The organism is Nostoc sp. DedQUE05, assembly GCF_034530955.1.
Classification (GTDB): domain Bacteria; phylum Cyanobacteriota; class Cyanobacteriia; order Cyanobacteriales; family Nostocaceae; genus Nostoc.
This window is the reverse complement of record NZ_JAVRCB010000008.1, coordinates 34940-52781: the sequence shown is the minus strand read 5'-3', so window position 1 is coordinate 52781 and position 17842 is coordinate 34940. Positions and strand designations below refer to the sequence as shown.

The following is a 17842-nucleotide window of genomic DNA, read 5'->3' as shown; positions in this document are numbered from 1 at the left end:
CCAGTGCGATCGCTACAATTTTATAGATAAAGTAAAACTCGATGGTGCAGCAGATGCTCAAGCGGCTATTTCAATGGCTCAAAAAGCTTTTTCAGAGCTTGTTTGGTGGAAAACAGACTACCTCAAAATCTAGGGGAAATGTGGAAAAAGAACCAGCACCACCCTTAAGCGATACGGATCTGGAATTTCTTTTCAACGAACTGTTGCAAGGAGTACATCAAGCACGAGGGGAAGCATGGGCACAGAAGTGGCTGCATAATATCGAACATCGCATCACAACTCAAGACTGGGTTGAGTGGTTAGGGCGCTTTGGCGACAGATTGCTCGCATCTCCGACACCCAATAATGAAATGGCTGCGCGGTTAGTGCAATTGGGTGAGTTAAACGTCGGAGAAATTGGAGATGTTGCCTATAATATCGGGATGCAGTTGTTGACACGCAATGAAGGCGAACCAATTTGGGAATATGAAGGGCCAGATGCTTTTAGCACTACTTCTTTGCCCTCTGAGGTAACTGCCTCAGTATCGGAGTCAGCAGATGCGCCAGAGAACCTCCCAGAGGGAGAATACCAAACTGTCACCCTAGAACAGTTGTTTGTCATGTTGCAGGAGGATGAAAATTTACGTCAGCAGATTGCTCAACAACTTGCCGTTGAAACAGACGATCCACAAGTGCTTGTTCAGGCATTAATTAGTCAGTTATATCCTGGTGGTCAATCGACTACAGAGCAAACTGAAAATTAACTGCTGGAGAGAATCAAATTCAAGAGTGAAATCTGGGAATTGTTACGTTGTAATGCTATGCTCTTGAAGATTTGTATATTTTTTGCTAACCTGCTACGGAAGCGCTGTCCGAATCTAATGGGTTTTTACGTAATTGATGATTTTTTTAAGACAACGATGGCTAAAATCTAGAAAAACAAAATCCAAGAGTGTGGCAGATGCTCAGGCGGATATCGCAGTCGCTTAAAAGGTTTTTAAAGCGCCTCATTGCAAGTAAACAGAATAGTTCTCTCAAGGCTTCGAGAGGACGCAATCTGGTGGGGGTACCACCAGAACTAACCAATGCGGATCTGGAACAATTGTTTATCCAATTGTTAGAAGGCGTGCATCAAGCACGAGGACGACAGTGGGCATTGAGGTATCTGCAACGAATCGAAAATCGCATTCCGGCTGAACGTTGGATAGACTGGTTGGTGATGTTTGGTGAAAGCTTACTAGCTTCACCTACACCAAATCCTCTTTTAGCAACACAAATGGTGCAATTAGGGGAACTTGGTGTTGGCAGAATTGGAGAAGTTGCTTATGACATTGGCATTCGGCTAATGCAAAACTTACCTACAGAGATAGAATATCAGGACAATCAGGCACAAGATGACCTAGATGATCTAGAAATCACTCCTGGGCAAGAACTGATCCGCGATTTGGGCGAGCAGTTATGGGAGTATGATGAGCCAGATGTAATCGAAACTACTCCTGGACAAGAACTGATCCGCGATTTGGGCGAGCAGTTATGGGAGTATGATGAGCCAGATGTAATCGAAACTACAACTGATGAAGAAATTATCCAAACTACTCCTGGACAAGAGCTAATCCTTAGCTTTGGCGAACAATTATGGGAATATGATGTGCCAGATGTTGAACCAATAACATCAGCACCTCAAAATGCCTCTTTTGAGGAGAAATCGCCCGAAAACTTCGAGGAACTGGTATCGGAATATGAAAGGGAAGACACCCAAGCCACAATACCTGAAAATATCCCCCTACCGACAGCAGAAGATACAATCAGCTTGTTAACTCAACTTCGGTTCGACGAAGAAATTGTTCAAATTACTACACCAGCAAATCTTCTTTCCACGAGACAAAGGACTGAATTAGCAACGTCTCCCTCGGTGGAAACCTGGGATAACACTTTGACGAATTTAGAGCCAAATGTGGCTAATACTTTAGATGAGTTATGGGTGAAGTTGGATCAAAGTACCAATTTAGTCCAGCAACTTGCTTCAGATTTGGCAGTTCAAAGCAGTAATTCTCCTGGTACTATTGAGCGGCATAACGATAATCCGATTACCCACGCTCAAGGGTGGTTTTACCAAGGTTTAAGCCAAGCGAAAACAGGCGATTTGCTAGGCGCGATCGCATCTTATGACCAAGCCATTGAAATGCAACCCGAATTTTCCGAATATTGGTTTAATCGAGGCTTAACGCTGTTCCATTTAGAACGTTTTGATGAAGCGATCGCGTCTTATGAAACAGCCATAGAACTGAAACCAGACTTTTACAAAGCTTGGTACAACCGGGGTGGAACTCTCGGAGAATTAGGATACTTTGAAGAAGCGATCGCTTCTTTTGACAAAGCTATAGAAATCAAGCCAGACTATCAAGAAGCGTGGTCTAGCAAGGGTTTGGCACTGCTGAAATTAGGTTGGCTACCAGAAGCTATTGCTAGTTATGACCAAGCGCTACAACTCCAACCAGAAGACCAGGAAAACTGGTATTACCGAGGCATAGCCCTAGCTGTCAGCGAACAATTTGCCGAAGCGATTATATCTTACGACAGAGCTATAGAAATTAACCCAGAGTACCACGAAGTGTGGATAGACCGGGGTGTAGTGCTGTTTAATTTAGGCAGGTGGTCAGAAGCGATCGCTTCCTGGGACAAAGCACTTTCAGTTCAAGCCGATTTCTATTTAGCTTGGTACAACCGGGGTATAGCATTAGACAATTTAGGGCGCAGACAAGAAGCGATCGCCTCCTATCAACAAGCGATCGCCATTAAACCCGACTTCCACTTAGCTTGGTATAATCAAGCAGTAGCACTGTTTTATTTAGAACAATTTGCCGAAGCGATCGTCTGTTATGACAACGCTTTGCAAATTAAACAAGATTATTGGGAAGCTTGGATTGGTCGGGGAACTGCGATCGGTCATTTAGTAGTAGATTCTGACGAATTACTAAATTTGTCGAGTAGTATCATAGCGACAAATCCCACCTTACAACAAGGTGGCTACGAAGGAAAATTAGCCAGCTACGAAGAAGGGTTAAGGCATCTGCGGACAGATACCCATCCAGAAGGTTGGGGTAGATTGCATTTTGCGATCGCTAATACTTACTATGAGCAAGGTAAAAAACATACCAATCCCCGCGATTATTGGCGCAAAGCTGCATCTGAGTACCATCAGGCGCTATTAACCCTGACACTAGAATATTTTCCCCAGTTGCACCTAGAGGTTTTACAATCTCTAAGCAAAGTGCTGATGGGTTTGGGACACACAACACAAGTTCAAGAATTGCTGCAACGTGGGACAGATTTATTGCGACAATTACTGAGTGAAGAAACTCGCTCAGACGAAAGTAAAAAACAGTTAGCTTTAAAATTTACCGGCTTCGATCAATTAGCAGTTGATTTAGCTGTGGAGTCAGGTGATTTAGTAGAAGCATGGGAAATTGCCGAACAAGGTAAAAATGCTTGTTTAAATTGGCTGCTTTCTGGCTGGAATGATAATATTTACTCGCCTTATTATGGCGCAATTCAGCAACTATTCAATCCCACAACAGCAATTATTTACTGGCATATTAGCCCAGTTGCCCTACATACTTTCATTCTCAAAGACCAAGCACCATCACCAATTCTCCTGTTTACACCCATGCAAGATACTGGGGTAATACCTTTAGGAGAAGATGCTATCCGTCTCAATGAATTGCCTCTACCCGAAGCAGTGCAACGCCTAATTGAATTTGAAATTTGGTTAGAAGATTGGCATCAACAATACCAAGAATATCGCAGCACAGCCCACGACAAAGAAAGTAAAAGTCACCATTCTTGGCGAGTTGAGATGGAAGAGAAGCTGTTGCAACTGTATGAAATCCTGAATATTTCCACAATTGCACAGGAACTCGAAGGCATTACCCAACTGGTTTTAATTCCTCACCGTGACTTGTACAGATTGCCCATTCATACACTTTTCCATCTCTCTTCGCCATCACCAGAAGAGTTACCGAATGTGGAATCAAATTTCAGCGTCACCTATCTACCTAGTGCCCAAATAGGTTTATCAATTAGAACTGAGGATATTTGGCAGTGGCAAAATAAGTTATTGCTCAGTGTTGAACATCCTGAAAGTACAGGTTATCCCACACTTAAATTTGCCAAACTAGAGTCTGAAATTGTTAGTCAGATGTTCAATAATATCCAACGAATTCAAGGGGCAGAAGCTACGAAAAATATTGTTGAAAATGCCCTATTTGATAATTATAATATTTTGCATTTTACAGGTCATGTTACTAATAATTTAGCTGAACCTAAAAAATCAGAATTAGCATTAGCGGGTGAAGACAGACTTACTCTAGATGAAATCTGCCAACAAAATCTAGATAGTTACAACCTTATTACCCTCTCTGCCTGTGAAAATTTAAGTACTAACAACTACACTATCAGCAGCGAATATGTGAGTTTAGTCAGTGGTTTTGTAACTCAGGGCGTACCTCATGTAGTGAGTACTCTTTGGAGTGTAGAATCTTCGGCTAGCGCCTTAGTGATGATCGAGTTTTACCGACGATTACAGCCCAATAAATCAGCAGTTACTGCCTTAGCTGAAGCAACACGATGGCTGAAAGAACTAACTGCTGGAGAACTGACAAAATGGTATGAAGATATTTTGAATAATCTGCATCCAGAAGAAGTAAGAATTCAAACTTATTTAGCGACTCAACTATATAGAAATAGTAAAATGGCATCAGATAAAAATCTTTATAATCATCCTTATTATTGGGCAGCTTTTACAATTATGGGTAAGCCTAATTAATACTTTGAAACTTTTATTCCAGCCATAAAATTAGCCAGATACTTGTTTTTAGCTTCACCTCTCTAAAAGTTCAATGATTTCACTAAAATAGTCTAATTATATACAAAAATTGGATGAATTCACTGTGGTCTTAAAATTAATGGCAAAAGTGAAAATTAAAAATAAATATGAAATCAGAAACCAGAAATATAGTACTTAAAGCTTACGCAGAACTATATAAGTAAGTCGGCAGAAAAAACCAAACTAAGTAAGTTGGCACAATAAAACTAAACTATGTGAAGAGAGGTAAACTAGACTAAAACTTTCTTTCCTCCTGCCTTATCGCAACGATAAATTTTTACGCCGAACTACAGCTTTGTCTAAACCTATAATTACCGTTCGCCTAATTACACGCGACGAACTTCCCCAACTTTTGGCTTTATATAAGCATCTAAATCCTGTCGATGCGCCTCTACCGACTGATGATGTCTTACAATCTATCTGGGATGGAATTTTAGATGATCCCCGTTTGTATTACATTGTGGCTGATGTTGATAAGCAGTTAGTAGCAACATGTAATTTAACTATTGTTCCCAACTTGACGCGTGGCGCACGTCCATACGGCATTATTGAAAATGTTGTTACCCATCTCGATTATCGACAACAGGGATTTGGTACACAAGTGCTGCATTATGCCTTAGCTTTAGCATGGCAGCAACAGTGCTATAAAGTGATGCTTCTAAGCGGCTCAAAAAACGAGGAGACGTTGCACTTCTATGAAAAAGCAGGATTCAAGCGTGGACTAAAAACAGGATTTGTTGCCCTACCTCCAGAGGAGTTGTGAGCAAAATTTATACAGATTAGCCAGCTTACAAAAATCCTAGTTTATCTTTGGGTTCGCTTTTATAAAATAGTCTTTTGGAAAAAAATAATTCTTAGCCAAAAATCTTGGCGCAATCAGGCTCGAAATTTTGGATTGCGATCGCTAATTTCCCGTCTAGTATTTGAAAATTTACCATCAAGGACAACTATCTAAAGAGTGAAAGTTTTTCTTCAAAATCCAGCCCTGAGTTAGTTGTATAATCACAATAAAAGATTAACAATACACCATATCGCCAAGATTGATTTTATTTCTTAAATCTTGCTAAAGATCATGATACATTGAGTTTAACGGCATTAACCCTCCTCGGCAATTATAAAGAGACGGCTATTAAAGGCCAATTATTTTACTGCTTGACTGCAATTTTAGAACTGAATAAAATCGCCTACTTGCATTAATTCTCTTTATTGTTGCGACATATTATATTACCACAGGAGCCATGCTTATTTTTAGTGTACTCTGCGGTTCTTAAAAAAAAATAGGAATTCGATACTATGTGTGGTGCACATGAGGATAAACGTTATGAGATATCAGAGCAGCTACTCATAATGTCCAGCGTATTAATTTTCCAGAGCTAACAGGTTTCATTTCTGGTTTTCATGTCGAGGCGAACCAAATAATCATCTAGATATTTGTATTCACTTAACCTTGCATCCAGTATTTTCCATATAGTCAACCCAAGAAATTGAAAAGAGGATATTTCCATGTCTAGTTTGTCTCGTTGGTCATCAACAAAGGTTGCTTTGCTAGTTCTGGGAATGACAGCTGCTACAATAACCCCCATCATAATTTCTGCCCCAGCTTCATCTCAAACCCCTGTTCCATCTACGACACCATCACCTGATACACCATCACCTGCAACACCATCACCTGCGACACCATCGCCTACGTCAACAGTTAACCTGTCTGATGTTTCCTCAGATTATTGGGCGCGTCCCTTCATTCAAGCCCTAGCTGAGAATAACGTGATTAGTGGCTTTCCTGATGGCACTTATAGACCAAATCAGCCTGTGACTCGTGCAGAATTTGCTGCTTTGATTCAAAAAGCTTTCAGTAACCAAAACCGAGTCCGGCAATTAAGTGCAGGTGGATTTAGTGATGTTCCTGCTAACTACTGGGCGGCGGCTGCAATTCAAAACGCCTACGAAACTGGATTTTTGGCAGGCTATCCTGGGAACGTGTTTAGACCAAATCAAGAAATTCCTAGAGTGCAGGGGATCGTTGCTTTAAGTAGTGGCTTAGGTTTAACTGGTGGCGATACAAGTACTCTCACTACTTACTACAACGATGCCTCAGCTATCCCAGAGTATGCTGTTGGCAGTGTTGCAGCAGCGACAGTAAGTAATCTTGTTGTCAACTACCCGGATGTAAAACAACTCAATCCGCAACAGTCTTTGACTCGTGCTGAAGCAGCAGCACTTTTATATCAAGCTTTAGTTAAACAAGGACGGGCGCAACCCATTGCTAGCAATCTTCCAGCTAGTCAGTACGTTGTAGCTGGAACTCCTGCCGGTACTGATATTGTTGCTCTAGCGTCATCCAGTAGTTCTTTTACAACTCTGACTTCTTTATTAAAGACAGCCGGTTTAGCAGATATTCTTCAACAGCCAGGCCCTTATACAGTCTTTGCTCCCACCAATGACGCATTTGCTGCTTTACCTGCTGCTACCTTACAACAGTTAGAGCAACCAGAAAACAGAGAAGCGTTAGTTAAGATTTTGAGATATCACGTGGTTCCCGGTGCGGTAACTTCTAGTCAACTCTCAGCAGGGGAATTGACAACAGATGAAGGAAGACCTGTAAATATTAAAATCGATTCCGCTAACAGTCAAGTCTCGGTGAATAATGCCAGAGTTCTCCAGGCGGACGTGAAAGCTAGCAATGGTGTTATCCATGCAATTAACCAAGTCCTGATTCCGCCTGACGTTAACATCAGTCAGTTAAATCAGCCACCAACAGGAAATGGGACACCTGATGTTAACGTAGGTAGAAGTACTCGTGGTGGCAGAAGCTATATCGGAGTTGGTGGTAACATTGGTTTGAGCGGCGATGATACAGCTCTGAGCGACACTAACTTTACAGTGATCAGTAAACTTGGTCTGACAAACAATATATCAGTGCGACCATCGGTAATCTTCGGGGACGATACAATATTTCTAGTTCCCGTGACTTTAGATTTTTCTCCCCGCAGAGCAGGTTCAGTGGGTGAAAGAACCTTTGCTATATCTCCTTACATCGGTGCTGGTGTAGCAATTGAAGCTAATGCTGATACTGATATTGGATTACTACTAACAGGTGGTGTAGACATTCCTCTCGGTTCTAGACTTACGCTAACAGGTGGTGTAAATGCTGCTTTTGTAGATGATACTGATGTAGGACTACAGTTAGGAATTGGCTATAACTTCAGGTAAATAGAAGTAGAACATGCAATAAGGGCGCACAGTTAGTTGTGCGCTCTTGCTGTATTAAGGTCGCTTGATTGCTAAAGTAAGTCCATCGGCGATAGGGACAAGGGAGAGGGTAACTCGTTCGTCATAATGTAACTTTTCGTTTAGCGCCCGGATTGCTTGGGTGCTTTCATCTTGATTTTGCTTATCAGCTACTTGTCCAGACCATAAAACATTATCGATCGCAATTAATCCACCTGGACGAACTAATTGCAGCGATCGCTCATAATATCCATCATAATTTTCTTTATCAGCATCAATAAAGGCAAAATCAAAAGTTTCGGCTTGTCCAGTTGCTAATAACTTATCTAAAGTTTCCAAAGCTGGTGCTAATCGTAAATCGATTTTATCGGCAACTCCGGCTTCTTGCCAATATCTGCGGGCGATCGCAGTAAATTCTTCACTCACATCACAAGCGATAATCTTGCCATCAGGCGGTAGTGCCAAAGCTACAGAAAGTGAGCTATAACCCGTAAATACTCCAACTTCTAGGGTTTTTTTCGCTCCAATTAACTGCACCAGAAGACTCATAAATTGCCCTTGTTCTGGTGAAATCTGCATTCCACTCCGGGGATGATTGGCAGTTTCTTGGCGCAACTTCCCAAGAATTTCTGGTTCTCGTAGCGAAACAGATAAAAGATAATTGTAAAGTTGGTTATCAAGACCTATAGACTGTTTTGGCATGATAGATCGGAGAATTGAGAGAAACTACAGTTATACTATCGCTGATAAGTGGAATCTCAGGAATAACATGGTGCGGTTAGTTTTGACAGCAATATTGCTGGTGCTAGTGACAGCTTGTGGCAGTATTGGACTGTTACCGACTAGCGAGTTAGTGCAAAAAGCGATCGCACTTGGGCTAGAACAAACTCAACAAAAACTTAGCCAACAGTTGGATTTAGATTTTCAAGGATTTGAAATCAAGCGGCTATCAATTACCCAAGAACAACCACTGACGATTGAAAATTTACCAGCTTTCCACGTTCGGGGAACCTACGACTTGATTCTCAAGCTACCAAAACGGCGCTTGACACAACCAAAACAACCCTTTGACGTTTACTTGCAAATTCAGCAAGAAGGTAAAACTTGGCGATCGCTAATTCCAGAAAAGGGTAGTAAAGATACTCAACCAACCTGGCGCAGTTACTTAGTTGAGTAAACCTGTGTCATCAAAGTGCTTTTTTACGGTTGTGTAAGAATTGCAAACCAGTAGCGTAAACACCAAATGCCAGTAAACCTGACATAAAATTGGGTTCAGGAACACTAGCAGTAGATACAGAATTGATCCCAACAGCAAAGTCTTGATTTAAATCTACATTATCAACAAATGAACTGTCGGCAGCACCAATAAATATAAATTTTGCATCAATGGGAACTTGTACAATAGCACCATTAAAATCTACACGTGAGATGTAAAAAATACTATTGTCTAAACACTGCAATGGAAGACAACCGTTGGGAAGAATTGGATTAATAGCACCAGGAACTCTGTCAGTCCTTGCGCCATTATACTCTCCGGTGTTTGGTAGCAATCTATTGTCAGCGCTGAAAGTAGCCCACATTGCACCAAAGTATTCGTCAGTCGGATCGTCAAAGGGTGAAAAACTGCCAAACCGTTCCAGTTTAATTGTGTCCCCTGAATTAACTCCCAAGTTTGTTAGAGAAAAAGGTACGCTGTCAGGACTAAATGTATATGAGGAAATAAAACTTGCACTGGGGTCAATATTGAATTTGGCTGCCAAAGCTTGAGCAGAATCAGTTTTGAATAATAGTATTAAGCTGAAAGCGGTTTGAGATGTTACAACTGATAATTTGGTGAATAATTTAGGAGCTTTTTGATTAAAAAAAAAGATTGACATAGTGATTTTTTACAAATTGTTAATTACTGAAGTTAGACAAAAAGTGAGGTATTAAAGGATAACTCAGCTATCTTACTGTTTAATTTTTATTTATGAGTATATTGAAATATTTAATCGTCAAACTATCTTATAAAAGATAAAATTGTCAATCTACCAATAGCTAGTTGACAATTGATAACGAGACTAAATTATAAGTTTTATTTAAATTTTGGTTGATGAATTGAAATTTTTTTATCAGGGAAAAAGTTCTGCGCCACCTCTTGTAAATTTTGATAAATGATTGCATGAGGCTATTGTTCCGAAGTCAAAAATACAATGTCTTCGGATAGAGAAACTTTTTATTGGTAATTAACGCTTAAAAAGTTCAAGAAATAAAGCTAAGTTTGTCGCAGTTGTGGAAAAACTAGATTAAGGGTTTTTAAATTTTGAATGACGTACAGTGGAATATGTGCTATTAAAAAAACTATCACAAGGATTCTGAACACAAAAATTTTTAAGGTTTGAATTTCGCACAGTAGGATATGTGCTACTCAAAAAACTATCACAAGCATTTACGTATAACTGCTAGGGTACAGTCACGATCGAGGTATAGTTTAATCGGAGACAGGGTAAGATGTATATCAACTTTTTTATCAGTTCCATTATTGGAATTGTGGTTCCGGTGCTGGTGGCTTTTGGCTTACTACAATGGTTGCACATACCTACAGGTAACTTTCTTGATTGGGTGATTGGTGGTGCTAGTTTTTGGTGGCTGTTGGTAATTGTTACCGTACCGTGGAATGTGCATTTTCAAGCCAAAGAAGTCTTAGCAGAAGCAGCACAATCAACTGAGAAAGGCATTCCAGTTGATGAGAAACAAGTGAAGTATGTCACATTGTTGGCAAAGCGATCGCTCTGGGTTGCTATTGCTTTACACTTATTCTCAGCTGTTGGTCTTTATACTCTTGCTGTCACTGGTATTAGTACAGTTGGATATATAAGTTCTGGTGCAGCTTTATTATTAACAATTCTGCGTCCCGCGATTCGCGCTTATGAGTATTTATATGCGCGGTTAGCGATGATTCGCCAAGAATGGAAGTATCCGCGCGAAGATATTTTGGAACTGCGCGATCGCTTCTCTATATTGGAACAAAAAATCCAGTCTTTGGAAGATCAACTCAACCCAGAACAACCCTATTCCTTATCCGCAACTCAACAACGTTTTGCCGAAGAAACTCGCAGAGATTTAGCCCGAATTGCGGCTAATTTAGAAGAATTACGGGCGACAAATCAAACGGAACATGAGCGTTTGGCAAGAGAAGCTAGAAATGCGATCGCGCAACTTTCCACCGACGGGCAATTTCTCGATCATGTCCGCGAAATTATTCGATTTTTTAAGACAGCTTGATTATTGCTCTCATAACTGACCAAATTTTAAGTTTTGGATTGTGATAGTGAATATTCATCATCCAAAATTTAAAAAATTTTAAAAGGGTTAAGTATACCCTACAACCAAAAGGAAAAATTTGACATAAATTGCAGAGTTCGGTATGCAATGCTTCTATATGTTGTAAAAAAGGAAAAAATTGCAAATGTTTGATTCTCTTCTCTTGTTTTTTATATTAGCCACAATTATTCCTTTTTTTCTTGCTCAGATTATGCCGAACAGCAAGTGGCTAATAGGTTATGCTATTTGTTTTGGAAGTTTTGTTGTTTCTGAGTATTATAATCACTTAACAACGCCAATCGAGCAACGAGCAAATGGTTTTGTTTACGCCTTGGCAATGCTTGCGAATTATTTAATTAATACATCGGGAACTCTGGGAATAATCGACAGGGCTATTGTATTATACTTTAAGTCAAGAGGGTATAAAATCAATATATGGTTAATAGTTAATATAATTTTCCTTGATTTTATGCTTGTTTACATAGCGGTATTGATAGTTAACATTCCTAAATAGATAGGCATTATTAAACAGAAAACAAGGATTATCAGGACTAAAGTCCTTATTACAAACTTTAATTGATTTACGTCTAAGAGGATGTTTGAAAAGTTTTCTTCTCGGTAACAAAGCGTTCTAGATCCCCCTAAATCCCCCTTAAAAAGGGGGACTTTGATTCCGGTTCCCCCCTTTTTAAGGGGGGCTAGGGGGGATCGGTTAGTGCCTAAAATCACAGCCAACCACTTTTCAAACAACCTCTAACGACTTAGTAAATATCCCTTCATTTCTACTAATTTAAAATCCACTATTGAGGCTCATAGTATACCTCACTAGAGCAGGAAAGGCTATAGTGAAGTTCACATAACATCAGGAGTACTCATAGTGAATCAGATACAACTCACTTTAACTATTAGTTACTTGTTAATGTCATGCTATTTCTTAAGCAATTGGTTAATATTTTCCCTGCGTCATCCCACTTCTACTCCCGATGATAAATTTTTATCGGTTGTGATGTTTGTGGTAACAGCTATCTTCTGGCCTTTGATGATTCCGATGTCTTGTTTAGAAATGGTTCAACAAAAGCGCATAGACTTTAGTAAAATTATTCCTGTTCTCTTAGCAATATTTGTATTTAGTGTTTCATATTATTTAACCGAATAATTAATAATTCCTCCTTACCAATTGCATATATATAAAGAGAAGCCGGAGGATTGACTTGTTACCCTCCGGCTTCTTTATGCACAACTACCTTAACTTGTTAGGCAGTCTATTTATTAAACTTGGAATTGATTAACGGCGTCTGCTGCCAAAACCGGTTGAGCGGCGGGGTGCTGAACTACGCCCACTACCAAAACCACTGCCAGAATTGCGTCTGGGTGAAGTGACTCTGCCAGAGGGTTGCAAGGTGCTACCACCAAAACCAGAACCAGAAGGACGGTTATTACCTGTAGTGCTACGCGGTACATTGCGTACATTTGAATTTCCAGGATATGATCTTCTAATTGTCCCTGTATTGCGGAACGCAGTGCGATTTCTCACGGCTGCGGGTTGCGTATTATAGCGAGTTTGGTAACTTTGAACTGCTTGGCCATAGCTTCCGCCATATCCACCGAAGCCACTTAATCCTTGCCCTGATTGATAGACAGGGGGTACATAATACTGGGGTCTAAACAACATACTACCAATTGCCTGACCGGCCAAGCTACCAGCTACAGACCCAGCAAATGGTGCCCAAAAATTATTTTCTCGACGGACTACAACCGTCTCTTGTTGTCCTGTTTGGGGATTGGTTTTATTCTCGGTAACGTTGTGGACGTACTCAATTTTAAAATCTTCCGTCAGATATAAAATTGGTTGTCCTTTATCTACCTTCAGATAGGTTTTTTTACCCTGCTTGATTTCATCATCAGTTAACCGTGCCATTTGCAAATTTTCGGTTGCAAAGGTTGGAGGATTATTGTTAAGTAAAAACAAGCTGTATTCACCAGTTGCATCGTCATAAGTGGCTTGTTGTATTTGATACTCGCCATCACTCAACTTTGTATTAGTAGAGGTTTGGCTAACGTTCTTAGCTGGAGGAGTACTTTGGTTCTCGCCACCACAAGCAACAGTTGTGATACACAAACTCAGAGCTAAAAAAACGGCTGTAAATTTACGTACTATGGTCATGATCATTGGATTATTGTCCTATCTCTGAGCTTAACAATTTATCATCTAAGTAGTAAGTACGGACTACCCAACAAATTACAACAACAAATTACAAAGGAATCAATTCTGGGTAATATTGCAGCAGTTGATCGCTAGTGAGTTCATCGCCCAACTGTGCTGGAGAGAAATGCACTTGAATTGCCTTTAATCTATGTTTATAATGCAAATTTATCAATGCTTTCAATCCTTCCTTGAGCGCCTGAACGTTAGAAAGATCGGTTTCCAAATCTGGTACTTCTCCTTCATAAGCTACTGTAATCATCACAATGACGTTGCGGGTTACAGGTATAGATAAAGGTTCATTCGATCCATTGGAAGCGTAATCTGGTTCGCTGAGATATCTTTCGGCAGAGTCAGTAAATAATTCATTCACGTAATCTCCCGCTTCGCCCTCATTAAAAAATACGTCACCTTCGTTAGCAGCAGAAAGCCAATATTCATCGTATTGCAGCAGGGTTTGGCTGATTTCTACCAATCCTTCTCCTAAAACTTCTAAATCGCCATCGGCATCGATCGCATCTCGTCCTGCACTATTTAACACTCCCAAAATTGGCGCTACTTCACCTCCCCCTAAATGCAGAAATAGGCGAAACACGACATAGCGAGTTCGACCGATCATTTTATTAAAAAGATTGCTCATTTTTTCCTCCAAAATTTTGTCATTTGTCATTTGTCATTGGTCATTGGTCATTGGTCATTGGTCATTAGTTCAATCCCCGATGCCCAATGACGGCAGTTGCTCCACTTGGGGAGACCGCAAGACCGCACTGCCTCCCCAATGTCCAATCTCCATAACTAATGATTAATATAATGAAATCCTTTAACAAAATCTATAATAATATCTAATGAAGGTAATATATTTTTTGTTGAATCACTAGACATATCATAAGCTGAAGCATTAAGAGCAGAGCGATTAATAAATCTTTTTCCAAAGTTGGGATGGTCATAAACAATCAAAGTGTGGGCACTGGAATTTGTTAAAACTATTTGGGTTGGGGCTTTACAAAAATTTAATTTTGCGGCTACTTCGATATTTTTTTTCATCTGTTTAATTGTTGTAGCCTGATTCATAGCTTGTTCAAAAAGAGTATTTAATTGTTTCACTATCTGAGGCGATTTTAAGTCTTGCTTTGCAATAACTTCACTGTTAATCATTTCCACTATACTGGAAATATTTTTTTGAGTAGATGCCGCATCTAGAAAGGGAAGAATGACAATGTAAGCAGTGGGAAATAACGCTTCGTCGCTATCTACATGAAAGGTGAAAATAGTCCGGCGACGACCACTTTCGATGCTTGGAGGTTGTTTCAACCCTCGATATTCTTGAGCAATTTGGTAGTAAGCGCCAGCGATCGCAAAATTGGCTTCATGTTCTAGAGCTGCATCAACAATAATCCGAATTGTTGGCGGTGTTTCGTTAAAAAAATCTCGTGACTCTTCAGAATGGAAATTTTGGACAATGGAGCGATCGCCATTTGGGCTAAGATCGACCCATTCACAAACTATGCCTTCGGTTTTTAAGCCAAATCTGGAAGTGGCATAAAGCTTGGCTCCTGTTAAAGTTGCTCCTGTTAAGTCAGCACCGATCCATTCTGCTCTAATTAATTTTGCCTGAGTTAAATTAGCGTGGACTAAACTTGTATTTGTTAAATTGGCATTGCTTAAATCTGCGCCAATTAAATCAGCCCCGCTCAATTTTGCGCCGCTTAAATCTGCCCACCGGAGATTTGCGCTGCTCAAATCAGCCCACCGGAGATTTGCACCACTCAAATCAGCCCCGCTCAAGTTAGCATGGCTGAGATTGGCTTGTCTGAGTTCGGCATCTCGCAAATTTGCACCGCTCAAGTCAGAACGACTGAGGTCACTGGCGTTTAAGTTAGCCATCTCTAAGTTGGCTCCAGTTAAAGAAGCACCTCTCAAGATCGCCTCACTCAAGTTAGCGTGACGGAGATTTGCTTGGCGGAGTGTCGCTTCTCGCAAATCAGCACTGGTGAGATCGGCTTCCAACAAATCAGCGCGACTGAGGTCAGCGCGAACTAACTCGGTGCGGATTAATGAAGCTCCTCTCAGTTGAGCGCGACTTAAATCCGCTCGAATCAAATTAGCGACGTTGAGACTGGCGTTATTAAGGATGGCGCTGCATAGATTTGCACCACTCAGTCTAGCTACATTCAGCTTGACATTGCTCAAGTTAGCTTCACTCAGATTCGCGCCACTCAGGTTGACTATACTCAAATTAGCATCGCTCAGATTTACACCACTGAGTTTTACTCCACTCAGGTTTGCTTCTGGGAGGTCAACACCACTAAAGTTTAAGACTCCTGCTGCGTATTGTTCCAGTAATTCCTCTACAGTCATTGATGCTACCCCTTGGATGCCAACTTTAATAGTTGGTAAAGTCATAAAAAACGGAATGTCAAAATCAAAAATGAATATTGGAATTTTAGGATTGGGACTGATAGGCGGATCTTTGGGTTTTGATTTGCGATCGCAAGGACATCATATCTTAGGAGTTAGTCGCCGTGAAGCAACCTGTCAAAAGGCAGTTACCTTGGGCAGTGTTGATGAAGCATCAGTCGATCTGAGCCTATTAGCAGCCGCAGAAGTTGTATTTATTTGTACACCTCTAGCCCTTATTGTGCCCCAATTTGAACAGTTAGTCGCTCATTTGCCTACGGCTACAGTCGTCACTGATGTAGGTTCAGCGAAAGCACAGATAGTCAAGGATATTACTCCCCTTTGGAAAAATTTTATCGGCGGTCATCCAATGGCGGGCAGAACAGATAGTGGGATAGAAGCTGCACAGCGAGATTTATTTGTTGATAAACCTTATGTATTAACACCGATAACGACAACCCCAACTAATGCAATTACAGTTGTAGAAGAAATTGTGCGATCGCTCGGAGCTAACATCTATTTTTGTCAACCAGAGCAGCACGACCGCGCTGTGAGTTGGATTTCCCATTTACCGGTGATGGTTAGTTCCTCGTTGATTGCTGCTTGTTTGAGCGAAACTGACCCCGATGTTTTACAATTAGCCCAAAAGTTAGCTAGTTCGGGTTTTCGGGATACCAGTCGTGTGGGTGGCGGGAATCCAGAGTTGGGCGTAATGATGGCGCGGTATAATCGTCAAGCATTGCTGCGATCGCTACAACAATATCGTCAAAGCCTTGATGAGTTGACTAACTTAATTGAGCAAGAAAATTGGGCAGTTCTAGAGGAAAAGTTCAAATCAAGGCAACAGGCACGACCTGATTTTGTTTAATAGTTGTTGGGTGCGTTTAGCTATGGATAACGCACCCATATTTTAATTTAGTGAGTTAATTAATAAAGTTTGTTGGCTGCTTTTTTGTCAAAACAACTCTCCACAGCTACTCAGAAATTCCAACAATAAAATCTTTAAAAATGCTACTCAACAGTCTGATAGTCACCAAACCGATGTACCATACAGATAAATTTACAAAAATCAACAATGGTAGAACGTCCAATTAAGAAATCGGAACGTCAGGCTCAAGCAAACACTGACAGCAATTCCGAAAATTCGGATTCTGTAACCCCGATTGAATCTAACCCCAAAAGCTCAAAACCGAACCGCGACCGCTCGTCTGACAAAGGGAAAAAAGGCTCGTCATCTAGGGATGAAAGCAGACCACCGGTGAATCCTGCACTAGCGCGTGGCCCAAAACCGGTTAAACCTCCAACCCCCAAAGTTAAAACAGAAGAACTTGAAACCGAATCAGAATCTATCTCTGAGGAGTCTCAAGACTAAAATTACAAGTGTTGTTGTGTGTGATGTGGGAGGCTATAAGCATATTAAAGATTGAGATTTCTGACTCCGAAGGCAGCGATCGCGCCCCCCATCACCATTAGATTATTTTTAGCGATCGTATCTCTCATAGAGTTACTGTATGTCAAATGCGCGAATGGGTAGGTGTACAAATTCCACAGCCCCAAAAAATTGCTTCTATCTCAATCCCAGTAAGCATTTCACCCCACTCATCACCCAATTATCATCCGCGCAATCTCTGAAATGCTTACAAAAACTAGGATGTCAGCCTTTAACTTTTCTCGGCACTCTTCCCAAAGGAATTCTCTAATGCTATGATGGCTCCAGAATCGCGCAACCGCACCTTGAAAACTAAATACAGCTTGGCTTTCAGGCTCCCGCTATTGCAATTCATCAAAATCCCTATTAGGGATTGAAACACAGAAGCAATCTAAATACACGGAGGAGAAAAAACGAT

Annotated in this window: 15 protein-coding genes and 1 CRISPR repeat array (1 of these 16 only partly in view); of the genes, 10 read left to right on the top strand and 5 right to left on the bottom strand. The window is 40.7% G+C overall.

All coding sequences use genetic code 11. The features are described from left to right. Positions 1-41: 41 nt before the first annotated feature. The 4 genes from RMZ42_RS07840 to RMZ42_RS07825 all read left to right on the top strand — a co-directional run bounded on the left by RMZ42_RS07840 (position 42) and on the right by RMZ42_RS07825 (position 8074). Positions 42-743: a hypothetical protein gene (locus RMZ42_RS07840; protein ID WP_322670880.1), complete on the top strand. Its 702-nt coding sequence runs from the start codon at positions 42-44 to the stop codon at positions 741-743. A 197-nt stretch (positions 744-940) separates the two neighbouring features. After that, positions 941-4804, top strand: coding sequence for a CHAT domain-containing protein (locus RMZ42_RS07835; RefSeq protein WP_322670879.1), 3864 nt, complete (start codon positions 941-943; stop codon positions 4802-4804). A 355-nt stretch (positions 4805-5159) separates the two neighbouring features. Beyond that, positions 5160-5627 (top strand): GNAT family N-acetyltransferase, encoded by a 468-nt coding sequence (locus RMZ42_RS07830; protein WP_322670878.1) that lies wholly within the window; start codon positions 5160-5162, stop codon positions 5625-5627. Between the two features lie 740 nt (positions 5628-6367). Next, on the top strand, positions 6368-8074 hold the full coding sequence (locus RMZ42_RS07825) for a fasciclin domain-containing protein (RefSeq protein ID WP_322670877.1): 1707 nt from the start codon (positions 6368-6370) through the stop codon (positions 8072-8074). A 54-nt stretch (positions 8075-8128) separates the two neighbouring features. On the opposite strand, the gene RMZ42_RS07820 is transcribed toward RMZ42_RS07825, so the two are convergent. Next, complete coding sequence (locus RMZ42_RS07820; RefSeq protein WP_322670876.1) at positions 8129-8794, bottom strand: class I SAM-dependent methyltransferase; 666 nt, start codon at positions 8792-8794, stop codon at positions 8129-8131. A 67-nt stretch (positions 8795-8861) separates the two neighbouring features. Between RMZ42_RS07820 and RMZ42_RS07815 the strand changes: the two genes are divergently transcribed. Then, positions 8862-9269, top strand: a complete 408-nt coding sequence (locus tag RMZ42_RS07815; protein WP_322670997.1) for a hypothetical protein — start codon at positions 8862-8864, stop codon at positions 9267-9269. Positions 9270-9279: 10 nt separating this feature from the next. On the opposite strand, the gene RMZ42_RS07810 is transcribed toward RMZ42_RS07815, so the two are convergent. Beyond that, entirely contained in the window at positions 9280-9969 is a 690-nt protein-coding gene (locus RMZ42_RS07810) for a hypothetical protein (RefSeq protein ID WP_322670875.1), read from the bottom strand. A gap of 613 nt (positions 9970-10582) precedes the next feature. On the opposite strand from RMZ42_RS07810, the gene RMZ42_RS07805 reads away from it, so the two are divergent. The 3 genes from RMZ42_RS07805 (at position 10583) to RMZ42_RS07795 (ending at position 12551) form a co-directional block, all read left to right on the top strand. Continuing rightward, a complete protein-coding gene (locus RMZ42_RS07805; RefSeq protein WP_322670874.1) occupies positions 10583-11356 on the top strand; it encodes a hypothetical protein in 774 nt (257 codons plus the stop codon). A gap of 184 nt (positions 11357-11540) precedes the next feature. Next, the gene (locus RMZ42_RS07800) at positions 11541-11909 is read left to right on the top strand and encodes a hypothetical protein (protein WP_322670873.1); all 369 of its coding nucleotides are present in this window, start codon (positions 11541-11543) and stop codon (positions 11907-11909) included. A gap of 363 nt (positions 11910-12272) precedes the next feature. Next, complete coding sequence (locus RMZ42_RS07795) at positions 12273-12551, top strand: hypothetical protein (protein ID WP_322670872.1); 279 nt, start codon at positions 12273-12275, stop codon at positions 12549-12551. A 129-nt stretch (positions 12552-12680) separates the two neighbouring features. On the opposite strand, the gene RMZ42_RS07790 is transcribed toward RMZ42_RS07795, so the two are convergent. The 3 genes from RMZ42_RS07790 to RMZ42_RS07780 form a co-directional block, all read right to left on the bottom strand. Continuing rightward, positions 12681-13565 carry a hypothetical protein gene (locus RMZ42_RS07790; protein WP_322670871.1) on the bottom strand — a complete coding sequence of 295 codons (885 nt, stop codon included), beginning with the start codon at positions 13563-13565 and terminating at the stop codon, positions 12681-12683. 82 nt (positions 13566-13647) lie between these two features. Next, positions 13648-14238 (bottom strand): DUF1517 domain-containing protein, encoded by a 591-nt coding sequence (locus RMZ42_RS07785; RefSeq protein WP_322670996.1) that lies wholly within the window; start codon positions 14236-14238, stop codon positions 13648-13650. A gap of 155 nt (positions 14239-14393) precedes the next feature. Next, positions 14394-15956 (bottom strand): pentapeptide repeat-containing protein, encoded by a 1563-nt coding sequence (locus RMZ42_RS07780; protein ID WP_322670995.1) that lies wholly within the window; start codon positions 15954-15956, stop codon positions 14394-14396. A gap of 70 nt (positions 15957-16026) precedes the next feature. On the opposite strand from RMZ42_RS07780, the gene RMZ42_RS07775 reads away from it, so the two are divergent. Together RMZ42_RS07775 and RMZ42_RS07770 are read left to right on the top strand one after the other, a co-directional pair. Continuing rightward, entirely contained in the window at positions 16027-16863 is an 837-nt protein-coding gene (locus RMZ42_RS07775; RefSeq protein ID WP_322670994.1) for a prephenate/arogenate dehydrogenase, read from the top strand. A 207-nt stretch (positions 16864-17070) separates the two neighbouring features. Continuing rightward, positions 17071-17367 carry a hypothetical protein gene (locus RMZ42_RS07770; protein ID WP_322670870.1) on the top strand — a complete coding sequence of 99 codons (297 nt, stop codon included), beginning with the start codon at positions 17071-17073 and terminating at the stop codon, positions 17365-17367. A 400-nt stretch (positions 17368-17767) separates the two neighbouring features. After that, positions 17768-17842: a CRISPR direct-repeat array (repeat unit 37 nt; unit sequence ATTGCAATTCATCAAAATCCCTATTAGGGATTGAAAC) (it continues 544 nt past the right edge of the window).